General features: G+C 62.3%; 7 protein-coding genes and 1 pseudogene. 1 reads left to right on the forward strand and 7 read right to left on the reverse strand.

All coding sequences use genetic code 11. The features are described from left to right. Nucleotides 1–3: 3 nt before the first annotated feature. Entirely contained in the window at nucleotides 4–2010 is a 2007-nt protein-coding gene (locus AWC08_RS13640) for a methyltransferase domain-containing protein (RefSeq protein WP_083271289.1), read from the reverse strand. Nucleotides 2011–2109: 99 nt separating this feature from the next. Here AWC08_RS13640 and AWC08_RS36490 point away from each other — a divergent pair, with 99 nt between their 5' ends. Then, complete coding sequence (locus tag AWC08_RS36490; RefSeq protein ID WP_156803119.1) at nucleotides 2110–2274, forward strand: hypothetical protein; 165 nt, start codon at nucleotides 2110–2112, stop codon at nucleotides 2272–2274. A gap of 26 nt (nucleotides 2275–2300) precedes the next feature. Here the strand turns inward: AWC08_RS36490 and AWC08_RS13645 are convergent, their stop codons facing one another. The 6 genes and pseudogenes from AWC08_RS13645 to acnA form a co-directional block, all read right to left on the reverse strand. After that, nucleotides 2301–2603, reverse strand: coding sequence for a hypothetical protein (locus tag AWC08_RS13645; protein ID WP_142283559.1), 303 nt, complete (start codon nucleotides 2601–2603; stop codon nucleotides 2301–2303). Nucleotides 2604–4554: 1951 nt separating this feature from the next. Beyond that, nucleotides 4555–5505 (reverse strand): annotated as a pseudogene (locus AWC08_RS38210) (glycosyltransferase); the annotation flags it as partial. A gap of 52 nt (nucleotides 5506–5557) precedes the next feature. Beyond that, the gene (locus tag AWC08_RS13655) at nucleotides 5558–7780 is read right to left on the reverse strand and encodes a CgeB family protein (protein ID WP_069432928.1); all 2223 of its coding nucleotides are present in this window, start codon (nucleotides 7778–7780) and stop codon (nucleotides 5558–5560) included. A 303-nt stretch (nucleotides 7781–8083) separates the two neighbouring features. Further along, nucleotides 8084–9295 (reverse strand): class I SAM-dependent methyltransferase, encoded by a 1212-nt coding sequence (locus AWC08_RS13660; RefSeq protein WP_065136145.1) that lies wholly within the window; start codon nucleotides 9293–9295, stop codon nucleotides 8084–8086. A gap of 182 nt (nucleotides 9296–9477) precedes the next feature. After that, entirely contained in the window at nucleotides 9478–10056 is a 579-nt protein-coding gene (locus AWC08_RS13665; RefSeq protein WP_065136144.1) for a TetR/AcrR family transcriptional regulator, read from the reverse strand. Nucleotides 10057–10076: 20 nt separating this feature from the next. After that, nucleotides 10077–12893 carry an aconitate hydratase AcnA gene (gene acnA, locus AWC08_RS13670; protein ID WP_065136143.1) on the reverse strand — a complete coding sequence of 939 codons (2817 nt, stop codon included), beginning with the start codon at nucleotides 12891–12893 and terminating at the stop codon, nucleotides 10077–10079. Nucleotides 12894–13053 lie beyond the last annotated feature (160 nt).

Raw genomic sequence — 13053 nt, forward strand, 5'->3', positions numbered from 1 at the left:
GAGTCACAGCTCAACGCTCGGCACGAATGTCCGGGCTCGCAGCCAGATCGAGCCGCCGGGGTTCTTGAGGAACAGCGGGTTGGTCTCGTGAACCAAGTCACGCTGTCGGTGCGCGAACAAGCCGTTCCAGAACACCACCTCGAAGGCCGAATTATAGGTCAGGAAGGCGCGAAGAGCATAAATTTCGTTCCATGATCTATTGTCGTCGAACAGCCATTGCCGTGGATATTCGAACGGGTAGTGAATGTCGTGAAAATGTACCAGCACGCCCTCGTTGAGGCTGGGCAGGATGGAAAATAGCTCGTAGTGCACATCGCTGGCGGTTTTGAGGACGTGGGTGGAGTCGATGAACAGGATGTCATTCTTGTTGAGTTTGGAGAACGTCGAAACTGGCACATCCTGAACAAGTCCCTCGATGATGTCGACTCGGGAACCGTCCTCGGTGCCAAGCGTGCAGCGGAGGCGATCGGCATCTGGATCGATGCAGGTCATTGCGAAGTCGCTGAGGCCGACGTGGTCAACGGCGTCGAGCATGCACGCTGAGGAGAACCCCGATCCGACCTCGATGACTTTCTTCGGCTTAAAGTGGGCAATTATCGCGCGCAGCATCATGGCATCGCCGTACGGATAGAAGCCGTTGTCGTAGTAGTAGCGATTCTTGCCGTCTGCATGCTCGCTGAACGGCGTGTTCTTTATGAATTCGGCGTTTTTATTCCATAACCGGACCATGGCTTCTTCATCGAGCTGGATGCCTTTGATGTCGCCAGGCTCCTGCGCATACTGCTTCTCGACGTATTCGGCAATGGTCGATGGATCCACGATGGGTGAGTAGTAGTGACCGGGCGCAAACATGGGGCGCACCGACTTCTCTTGCTGAAGCTGATACTCCTTCGAGTTGACGAAGGCGAAATAAACTTGCTCGGCCGGCAGGGTGGTAGCGGTGGTCACCCAGTTAGCGAACTCATCCGGCCTAGGATCTCGCTTCAGGAGGGTGGCGTAGAGGCTGTGGATATATTCCTCGGCGGCGGCGCGGCTCATGCCCGGCATACTTTGAGATGCTCCTGACGTGGGTCTAGTGGCGGCTTCGACGCCCATGTCCGCGGCGACGGCGACGGTTTCGTCCGACGTCGGAAGGAAGGGACGGGTGGTCGACCCCTCCGGTCTTTCGATGTCAGTCATGTTGGCTCCTTGGCTTAGACGATTCCTGCTCACCGGTTTGACCGCGATCACGACGTCCTGCCCGCTCATTCCGTTGGCTCGGCCGCACCACGTGCCGTAGCGGAACGGTCCCCGAAGCTCAAGGCCGCATTCCCAGAACAGGTCCGTGACGAACGCTTCCGGGTAGGCGATCGCCGCTTCGGGATCTTTGCCGTCGGCCGTTCGTGCTCCTTGCATCTCATGCTCGAATTTGATCCATCCCTTTCCCTCGTCGCTCAGGGCTGACGACTCATCATTGAGCAGGAAGAAAGTGATCAAACTTCGTCCGCCCGGCTTCAGCACACGGGCGATTTCGTACATATAGTGCTTCACGTGCGGTGGCAGCATGTGCGTGAATACTGAGGCAAGCAACACCACATCGAACGACTCGTCAGGATACGGAAAGCGGAAGTCGGACGGCTTGAATCTCCCATTCGGGTTGTACCGTTTGTTCTGAACATCTGCGACTCTGAAATCGAAGTTGGGATGTGATCCCGAGATGTTCTCCCTGCACCAAGCGACGGCTTCACTTGCGACATCGAAGCCGGCGTAGCGGCCCTCGCGGTTCAGGTAACCGGTGAGCGGCAGAGCCATCCGCCCCGAGCCGCAACCAACATCGAGCACCGCACCACTTGGCTGCAAGCCGCATAGGTCAACCAGATAACCCAGGAATTCATCGCCGGTTGCCTTATACACAGCGGGGCCACCGAGCCCCACCCAATCTTGGAGTTTCCGCGGAGGCAGCAGTTCACCGGGCGAGCCGCAGGTCGCTGTCGAGGTGAGATTCGAGCGGGGCGAAATGCTTTCGGTCATGATGCCATCTCACTGTGCCATGCGGCGCGCATCGCCCGCGATTTGTCCGAAACCGCGGGTGAATCGCCGCGGCTAAATCTGCGACCACGAACCCGCACGGTGCTGGCCGACGAGGTCGCCGATCTCCAGCACGGCGCGCCGTGCGGTCTGTTGGGGCGATCGGCGCCAAGTAACCGCGAAGATGCAACCACCGAGATCGACATCAACACCCAAACCAGCCATGTGCGAGCGGGCGCGCTAACTGGCGGCTGGCGCGAACGATGACGAAATCACCTGCCACGGCGTGGGGCTTACCGGGTGCCGGTGCCCCACTGCGCTGCGCCCCGAGGAGTCGTCGTGCGCATGTTCGAAGATGGTGGTTCGCCGCTGATCTTCGGTGGCGGGGTGCTGGGCAGGGCGCCGTGCCGTCCCGCTTCCAAGCATGCGACGGCATAGGCGAGGTCCGCGAGTTGGCCCGTATCTGGACTCTCGCCCCGGTCGTTCATTGCTGCCAGGGTTCGATGCACTGCGATCGCAACGCATTTCGTTAAGACCTGCCGGGTGCGCAGTATCTCGGTCTCGACGTCTTCTTCGAGTTTGTCTTGGTCCCCCAATGCAATCTCCTTTTCGTGCTGCAGCGAGTGGTTCTTGCCAGGCTTGCGGAATAACCTGTCGATCTTGCTCTCCCCTTGGCCCCGGCCGGGTTGGAAACGCATAGTTAACGGTAGCCATAGCTGAACTGCAATGCAATGGCATAAAGCCGCTTTCCGCGAAGTACTTTGGACACAATTTAGGCCAGGTGGCAATAGCTGTTCGAATAAAGTCATATCTTTCGCAGGTAGAGCACAGCCCGCGCAAACTGAACATATAACTGTGGTAGGGAGTTCGTTCCGTTCGCCCGCGCTGAACAGCCGATTGAGGTGTTGCATTGTGGCGGGCTGATCGACGATCTGGGGGACTAACTTGCAGGATTGCCTGGTGGAAGAACTCTCCTTTAGACGCTGGGCAGGTTAGCTGATACTGAAACAGACCGATGGCCCGTGCCCCCGCTGGCGGCGTTTGGAGCACACCAGCGACGCCGTCTCGACGGCGCCAACAGGTCGCGGAATTGTGGTCCACCCGGAAGCACCCGCGTCCATCCGCGACGTCCGCTGCGATAGGCGCGCGCGCGACTCAATGCGGCCTAAGCCGTTCCGCCATAGACGATCTAGACAGATATGGGATCGGCAACGACACATACCGATAGACGCGATTGACCAGTTTGCGGGTCTTCTTCCACCAGGCTGAAGTGGCGCCGGCGAGCGGGTTGCGCGGCCAGGTCGGGGCGAACCCCCGGTAGATCTAAAGGTACGGGCCTGAAATGCAGAGCACTTCGTCGAGGCTGGCGGTGCGTTGCCCGGTGTCGGTGGCCCGCCGGCCGCGTTGCGCGGGCGGATCCAGCTCGCGGTGTTGCACATTGCGGGCTCGGTCCAGGCGTGCGGTGTCGAACATCGCTGGGCCGCTGGCCATTACATCGGTGAGCAGGTAGCGGCCGGCGTCGGGTGTCCGGCGCACCGCCTCCTCTGCTGCGCTGGCGCCACTCAGTTTGATCGCATCCTCGAAGTTGATGCCCACCTGAAACACCTGTGGTTCGGCGTCGAGCACCGCGGTCAGGCGGGTAATGAGGTTTTCGGGGGCAAAAAACCGCCAGCCATCGCCCAGGTGGAGCCAGAACCGCCCGTGGATCTGAGCGCGCAGCTGCGCGAGTTTGGCGGCGGGCTTGTCACCAGATCTGCGACGGGCGAACTCAAGGAACGCGTACCGTTTCCGCAGCCTGGAGCGGTCGGGGGCGGACAGGCCGGTGTCGAGCACCAGGAAGCGCCCGACCCGCGAGACATCGAGGCAGCAGGTCAAGAACGAGTTGAGGGTCTGCTCGGTGGTCTGGCGGTCCGGCCCAGCGAGCAGGCTCACGGTGACCTCGGCCTCACCCGGGCCGGCGGCCAAAGACTGCACCAAAGCTTGCGGGTACGGTGCGGCCGCCTCAAGCATGGCCGGCACCAACAGGTCGCGGTTGGCCGCAATCCGTTTCCGATCCGGCTCGGGGAGATCGGGACGGGTCAGCAGGCGTCGATACAGCGTGAACGCCTCGGCGTGCCTGCCGATCCAGGATGCGCACACCGCCTGCTCATCCGTTGCGCGCCAAGCGTAGACGTCTGCGCTGACACATATTCTGTCCTCTTCAGGGAGCGGGATTTTGGCGGCGCGCTCGGCAAACAGGTACGCGAACTTGTAGCGCTGCTCGACGCGACACCGAAAGGCGATGGCGTGCAGCGGTTCCGCGCGGGTCGGTCGGATCTGCCAGGCCTTCAGGTAGGCGTCCTCAACGTCTGGCCATGGTTCGCCGAGATTCGCCATCGACTCCGAAAGCCGATACATCGCGCAGTAGATCTCTTCGTCGCAGCCACCCATCTCAACCCGGCGCGAATACCATTTGCGCGCGTTGGGGAAATCGCCCAATTCGAAATAACGTTGGGCTAGATGCAAGACCGCCCGCCCGTCGTCGGGATCGCCTTCGACCTTAGACAACAACCGATGGAGGTCGTTCGCCCATCGGTGCTGCAGGGCCAGCATCGCACACCGGGGGTGCTGCGCGATGGAGCGCAGGAGCGCGGCGCGACCCTCTGGGCCCGGAACATTTCCGATTTCACTGAAAACCCAGTCAGCCATTTCGCCGATGACCTCCTCGCGCGCGGGGTCCCCTGCGGCCAGCTCGATCATCGCGTCGTACGTCGCCGCATGCCCGCCACCTAGCAGCAGCCAGAACTTCTTAGGGTCTAAGACCCGGGTGTTCCACATGCCTTGCGAGTGGCGGCGGTAGACGGCCATCGTCTCCGAAAGCATCCCGATGTTGCCGTGGAATGCATGGCGCACGTGAAGATAGTGGTCCAGAGGCATGACATCGGCCGGGATGCCCCGGTAATGCGGAAGGCGGCGGTACATAACCGAGTTGGTCTGGATGAAGTTCCGCTTGATTAAGGCATCCAACCTTAAGTCCTGGCGCCAGCTGACAGGCGGGAATTCTTGGTCGTCGGCCGGGCCGTCTTCCCAGATCACGCGCACGGGATGGAAACACACGGTTGTCCCTGGATGCCGGTCGAGGAACGCGACCTGTTTGCTCAGCTTCAGCGGATCGATCCAGTAGTCGTCTCCCTCACACAGGGCGATGTAGGTGCCGCGGGCCCTTGACAGGGCGTCGACAAGGTTCCTGTTGAGCCCAAGGTTCTTGCGCCGAAGGATCGGCCGGAACAGGTCCGGGTAGCGATCGGCATACTCCTGGATGATCGTCGGAGTGGCATCGGTCGAGGCGTCGTCGGCGACGATGATCTCCATCGGAAAATCAATCTGCTGTGCGACAAAGCTTTCGAAAGCTTGACGCACGAAAGCTTCTTGGTTGTGGGTGGTCGTCACCACACTCAGCTTGGGCGGGTTCGTTGATATCCGTTTCGGTGTCACCGCGAGTCCCGTTCCCTCGCACATACGACCGAGAGTCTCGGATATCCGCGGCCGTCGCGGTTTCGGGTGGCTGTCACTAGAGGGCCAGACCTGAAACGCAGAGCACTTCGTCGAGGGTGGCGGTGCGCGGCCTGGTGGTGGCGGCGCGTCGCCTACGTCGGGCGGTCGCATCGGGACAGCTGCCCTGCACACCGCGGGCTCGGTCGAAGCGTGCGGTGTCGAACATCGCTGGGCCGCTGGCCATTACATCGGTGAGCAGGTAGCGGCCGGCGTCGGGTGTCCGGCGGACCGCAGTCTCTGGTGCGCTGGCGCCGGTGAGTTTGATCGCATCTTCGAAGTTGACGCCCGCCTGAAACACCTGTGGTTCGGCGCGGAGCACCGCGGTCAGGCGGGTAATGAGGTTTTCGGGGGCGAAAAACCGCCAGCCGTCGCCCAGGTGGAGCCAGAACCGCCCGTGGATGTGAGCGCGCAGCGCCTCGAGTTGGGTCGCGGGCTTGTCGCCAGATCTGCGACGGGCGAATTCAAGGAACGCGTACCGTTTCCGCAGCTTGGCGCGGTCGGGCGCGGACAGGCCGGTGTCGAGCACCAGGAAGCGCCCGATCCGCGACACATCTAGGCAGCAGGTCAAGAACGAGTTGAGGGTCTGCTCGGTGGTCTGGCGGTCCGGCCCGGCGAGCAGGCTGACCGTGACCTCGGCCTTGCCGGGTCCGGCGGGCAGCGACGCCACCAGCGCTTCGGGGTACGGTGCGGCCGCCTCAAGCATGGCCGGCACCGAAAAATCGCGGTTAGCCGCAATCCGTTGCCGATCAGGATCGGGGAGATCCGTTCGGGCCAGCAGGCGGCGACACAGCGTAAACGCCTCATCGTGCATACCGATCCAGGATGCGCACACCGCCTGCTCATCGGTTGCGCGCCAGGCGTATACCTGTTCGATCTCTCCGCGGATGAAAAGGTCCTCTTCGGGAAGTGGGATTTCGGCCGCGCGCTTGGCAATTAGGTAGCCGACCCGGTAGCGCTGCATGGCGTGGTACGCCGCGGCGACGGCATGCAACGCCTCGGCGCGGGTCGGTCGAAAGTGCCAGGCGCTCAGGTAGGCATCTTCACAGTCTGGCCAAGGCGTACCGAGTTTCTGGGCCGACTCCGCGAGCCGGTACATGGCCCAGTAGACCTCCTCATCGCAGCCACCCATCTCAACCCGCCGCGCGTACCACCGGCGTGCATTCTCGAAATCCTGCATGCGGAAGCAGGTCTCGGCTAGGAAGAAGACCGATCGCGCATCCCCGGGGTTGCGTCTGACCTGGGCCAGCAACCAGTCGCGCTCCTGCGCAGACTTGTGCTTGAACAGGTTGTAGGTGAAAAGTCTGCGGTCGCTGAGATTTGCGCTGCGGTCTTCGACTCCGCGGCGCACCTCGCTGCAAGGATCATCCCGCGCAGTGGTCTTGCGGGTGACACCCTCGGGGCTGCTCGACAACGCACGGTCCAGGATCGCGGTCTGGTCGCGAGCGGAGAAAACCTGGTAGCCGCGCTCGGCAAGCTCGCGCCGCGCGCATTCGTCGCCCAGGAGTTCCACACACCGATCGACCAGTCCGTCGTAGTCTGCGAACGCGATGCCCGGCTCCAAGTCGCGCTCCAACGCCGGATCGGCGCCACGTTCGGAAACCACCGCCCGCCTATTGGCAAGCAGATACGAAACACGAGTGATTTCAAAGATTTTCGCTGACCAGTAGTGGATATTGACGACGATCTTCGAGCGTGCGATCCAGCCATCGCGGCCGGCTCCATAGACCCCCGATAGCCATTTGACACGAAGACCGCGATCGCGCAAGTCCCGCAGCACGGCGTAACGGCGTCCGTTGAGCGCGCCGTAGAACAGTACGTCGATGTCTTCGCGGGCGGGGGCGATCCGCGTCAACTCGGGAACGTATCCGATCGGCGCGTAGGCGGGCCGGGGCAGTCCCATAGCGGCGAGGTAGTCGATGTTGGCTTGACTGTAGTCCCAGGTCGGGTAGCGGCGGAAAAGGTCGACGAATTCAGGCATCGTCATCCAGGGCAAGTCGGCACCCAACTGCTCGAGGTTGTAGAAAATGGCGTTCTTTGGCGGCTCCAAGGCGTACTGGACGAGCAGATTCCCACCGAGCACGATGGTGCGACGCTCGTCGAGGTCGAGGCGGTTTGTCAGCACCGAGTCGTGGCCGAGCGCCAAAAGGCCATGGTGCAAAGCCTCGGCGACCTCGTTGAAAGCTCCGCCGCTGATGTCATGATGATCAGGCGGCGACACGATCGCGACCGCGAAACGCATGGGAGCAAATTACCGCAAGAGGTGCTGGACCTAGCCGCGTTCAGTAGAGAAAAAGCCAGGGCGGATTATGCGGCCCAATGACTCGGAGTTTGGAGTCAAGCGAACTGAAATACCTTAGGTTCTGTTTTGAGGTGAATCCGAGGGTCGGGGTTGGCTCATGCCCCGTCGCCTGCAGGACAAAAATCCCGCCGGGAGGCTTTGGAGCACCTAAGCACTCCTCGGTGGTTGTCGAAATAATCCCTCGGGGATGGAAGGTAGGAACACGGGCGGGCGCTACGCCTCGACCGAAAGGGTCAATCCTTCCTAACCGGCTTCTCCTTTGAGCGTCATTGCAGCGAAGTCGAGGCGCCACAGCGATTCAAATAGCCTGCGGCCGAATTCCTCGAGGTTGCTGACCTGAAGCGACTCGCCGCTTTTCGCCACACTGTCGGCAATCTCCCGAATAGTGCGACGGCCGTTGACGAAGTAAAGGAAAAGCAATTGAGAAGGCGTTACTGTGGTACGCCAATTCGGCCGATAGATTTCCTGACCTTCGATCCCACTGAGCATTCTCATTTTCGGCGTATAATCCATGCACTTACTCGTCGAAAAATCGATCGTGTACGACTCTTCCGGCCGATCGGGTCGACACGCCATGAAAAAATGTGAGGCATTCAATACGTGAAGATTCTCTACCACGGACCACAGCTTGGTCTCGGGCAACCCGCTCAGCGCTTGATCGAGAGGGCTTCCGGGCAAGAACCAGTCGTGCGGGTAGTACGGCGCGTTCAGGAACCATCCCTGGAATACCAATCCGGCTGACGCAACAAGATCCAGACACTCATCGACGCTGTACGTCCGCTCCGGGCCACGCAGAAAAGTTGCTGCCAGGGCGGCATCGGACTGCGCCGAGACCGGCGCGATCTTGAAGTAGTTATGGACGGGATGTTCCATCGGTAGCGCCGAGATCACCTCCCTGACCATCTGGATCGATGCATCGTCCTCGCCCAAGTTCAGGTCGCGAAACGCCGTCTGCAACATTTCGATGCCCATGCGGCCGTGCTTTGCGGGAAGCATTACGCCCATCGCGCCATTCCTGCGCAAGCAAGCGCCCAGCGCTTTCATCCCCGCTGCCGGGTCGGCGAGCGATTGCAAGGCGCCGGTCGCCACAATGAGGTCAAAATCAAGCCCTAACGCTGACACCTCGTCTATCGAAAGTTGAGGGAGCTCAAGGTTGCTGAGCGAATACTTGTCTTTCAGAACTTCTAGATGTTCCAGCGCCGGCTTGCTGGCACCGACCGCCACCACTTTCGCGGCTCTGTTGGTGAAGGCGAAAACAGCGGCTTGGTTGCAGTCGCTACCCGCAATCAATATATCTAGATCGGGTTTGTACGCGCGATCCGGCCATAACAAAGAGTGGGCGTGGGCAGGGTCGAACCACTCCCAATTATCTTCACTCCATGCTTCGAGATCGAATACAAGTTCGGGATACTGGTAGCGGCACGAGGCGGCATCGGCGGTCGCGTCATCGTTCATTCGAGCCCTCCCGATTGATTTGTAATCGGGGATGACGGATGGGCAGTCCAACGAGGAGGATTCGTGCCCAGCAAGCCCCAGCAGGACGATTATGGGGTGCGGCAACGAATGCCCGCAAGGATTCGCCCATATTGCGAACTCGCCGGCCAGATCACCTGCCGTCCAGCCCTTGCAGTGGACCGCTATGCCTGCGGCGCAGCCGGCGTGCGCACCGAGTTTTCCACCAGATCCAGCACCGCGGCCAGGCGCTGCGGATCCTCGCCGGAGGCCAACCGGGCCACCAGGCCGTCCAGCACGAGGTCCAGGTAGCACTGCAACACGTCGGCCGGTACGTCGTCGCGTATCCGCCCGGCCTGCTTCTGTCGGTGCAGCCGTTCGGTGGTCGCCGCGGCCAGGTCCGACGAACGCTCCGCCCAGCCGCGACTGAACTCCGGATCGTGACGCAGCTTGCGGGCGATCTCAAGCCGGGTGGCCAGCCAGTCGAACTGCTCGGGCGCGGCCAGCATGTCGCGCATCACCTGGATGAGTCCGGAGCGCGACGCGACCTCCGCCATCCGCTGGGTGTCTTCGCGCGCGAGCGCGAAGAACAGGGCGTCCTTGTCCCGGTAGTGGTGGAAGATCGCCCCGCGCGACATCCCGATCGCCTGCTCCAGCCGTCGCACGGTGGCTTGGTCGTAGCCGTACTCGGCGAAACAGCGGCGTGCACCGTCGAGAATCTGACGGCGCCGAGCCTCCAGATGGTCCTCGCTGACCTTCGGCACTGGCGGGCGCGGGCGCTCGGTTAGCCGGACTTGCCGGACTTGAGCATGTTGCGCAGCACGTACTGCAGGATGCCGCCGTTGCGGTAGTAGTCCGCCTCACCGGGTGTGTCGATGCGGACCACCGCATCGAACTCGACCTTGCTGCCATCCTCCTTGGTGGCGGTCACCTTGACGGTCTTCGGCGTCTTGCCCTCGTTGAGCGCCTCGATGCCGGTGATGTCGTAGGTCTCGGTGCCGTCGAGCTTCAGCGACTTGGCCGATTCGCCTTCAGGGAACTGCAGTGGGATGACGCCCATGCCGATCAGGTTGGACCGGTGGATGCGCTCGAACGATTCGGTGATCACCGCACGCACGCCCAGCAGCAGAGTGCCCTTGGCCGCCCAGTCCCGCGACGAGCCGGATCCATATTCCTTGCCGCCCAGCACTACCAGCGGAATCTTCTGAGCCGCATAGTTTTGCGCCGCGTCGAAGATGAACGCCTGCGGACCGCCCTCCTGGGTGAAGTCACGGGTGTAGCCGCCGGACACGTCGTCAAGCAGCTGGTTCTTCAACCGGATGTTGGCGAACGTCCCGCGGATCATCACCTCGTGGTTGCCGCGGCGCGAGCCCAGGGAGTTGAAGTCCTTGGGCTGCACCCCGTGTTCCTCGAGGTACTGCGCGGCCGGGGTGCCCTTCTTGATGGCCCCGGCGGGCGAGATGTGGTCGGTGGTCACTGAATCACCCAGCAGCGCAAGAACTCTGGCGCCCTTGATGTCCTTGACGGGCTCCGGCTCGGCGGGCATGCCGTCGAAGTACGGCGCCTTGCGCACGTAGGTCGAGTCCTCGGCCCACTCGAAGGTGTTGCCTTCCGGCGTGGGCAGCGACCGCCAGCGGTCGTCACCCTTGAAGACGTCGGCGTAGGACTCGGCGAACATGTCGCGGTTGATCGAGGAGGCGATCGTCTCCTCGATCTCCTGGGTGGTGGGCCAGATGTCCTTGAGGAAAACATCGTTGCCATCGTTGTCTTGTCCGAGTGGGTCGTTCTCGAAGTCGAAATCCATGGTCCCGGCGATGGCGTAGGCGATGACCAGCGGCGGTGAGGCCAGGTAGTTCATCTTCACGTCGGGGGAGATGCGGCCCTCGAAGTTTCGGTTACCCGAGAGCACCGCGGTCACCGACAGGTCGTTGTCGTTGATCGCCGCCGAGATCTCGTCGGGGAGCGGACCGGTGTTGCCGATGCACGTGGTGCACCCGTAGCCGCCCAGGTAGAAGCCCAGCTTCTCCAGGTAGGGCCACAGGCCGGCCTTGTTGTAGTAGTCGGTCACCACCTGCGAACCGGGCGCCATGTTGGTCTTCACCCACGGCTTGGAGGTCAGGCCCTTCTCGACGGCGTTGCGAGCCAGTAGGGCGGCGCCGAGCATCACCGACGGGTTGGAGGTGTTGGTGCACGACGTGATGCCCGCGACGACGACGGCGCCGTGGTCGAGCACGAATTCGCCGCGCTCGTCGGATTTCACGTCGATGGGCTTGGACGGCCGGCCCGAGTGACCGTTGGCGGCGGAGGGAACCGCTTCGCCGGCGCCGTCGTCGGCAAAGGACAGCGTCACCGAGTCGCTGGCCGGGAACGATTCCTCGACTGCTTCGTCGAGTTTGGTCTCCGGAGCGGGGTGGTTCTCCTCGACATAGTTGTGAATGTCCTTACGGAAGGCAACCTTGGCCTCGGACAAGGCGATTCGGTCCTGCGGCCGCTTCGGCCCGGCGATCGAGGGCACCACCGTGGACAGGTCGAGCTCCAGGTACTCGGAGTACTTCGGCTCGTGGTCCGGGTCGTGCCACATGCCCTGCGCCTTGGCATAGGCCTCGACCAGTGCGAGCTGTTCCTCGGAGCGGCCGGTCAGGGTCAGGTACTTGATGGTCTCGTCATCGATCGGGAAAATGGCTGCGGTGGAACCGAATTCCGGGCTCATGTTGCCCAGCGTGGCGCGGTTGGCCAGCGGCACCTCGGCCACACCGTTGCCGTAGAACTCGACGAACTTGCCGACCACGCCGTGCTTGCGCAGCATGTCGGTCACGGTGAGCACGACGTCGGTGGCGGTGACGCCGGGCTTGATCTCACCGGTCAGCTTGAAGCCGACGACGCGCGGAATCAGCATGGACACCGGCTGGCCCAGCATTGCGGCCTCGGCCTCGATGCCGCCGACGCCCCAGCCCAGCACGCCGAGTCCGTTGACCATCGTGGTGTGGCTGTCGGTGCCCACACAGGTGTCCGGGTAGGCGACCCCATCACGGACCATGACCGTGCGCGCCAGGTATTCGATGTTGACCTGGTGCACGATGCCGGTGCCCGGCGGCACCACTTTGAAGTCGTCGAAAGCGCCTTGGCCCCAACGCAGGAACTGGTAGCGCTCGCCGTTGCGCTCGTACTCCAGTTCGACGTTGCGCTCGAAGGCGTCCGCGCGGCCGAACACGTCGAGGATCACCGAGTGGTCGATCACCAGCTCGGCCGGCGCCAGCGGGTTCACCTTCTCCGGGTCTCCGCCCAAATCTTCGACGGCCTCGCGCATGGTGGCCAGGTCGACGATGCACGGGACACCGGTGAAGTCCTGCATGACCACCCGGGCGGGAGTGAATTGAATCTCGATGCTCGGGTCGGCGTCGGGGTCCCAGTTGGCGATCGCCTCGATGTGCTCTTTGGTGATGTTGGCGCCGTCCTCGGTGCGGAGCAGGTTCTCGGCGAGGACCTTCAAGCTATAGGGGAGTTTTTTGGTGCCTTCAACGGCGTCGAGGCGGTAAATCTCGTAGCTGTTGTCGCCGACCTTGAGTGTGTCGCGGGCTCCGAACGAATTCTTGCTGCTCACATCAACTCCCGAAGATTAAGTTCTCGCCGCCGACGGGCCGTGTCGACGGTGCGGTGCAACTTTAACAGTACGCTTGTCCTGCAATGCGGGGGGCTGCCCCTAGTTCCCAGTCTTGTCCAGTGCGGTTCCGGACGAAAGGGTGGCTGCCCTGTTCATTGAA

Source organism: Mycobacterium gordonae (assembly GCF_002101675.1).
GTDB lineage: Bacteria > Actinomycetota > Actinomycetes > Mycobacteriales > Mycobacteriaceae > Mycobacterium > Mycobacterium gordonae.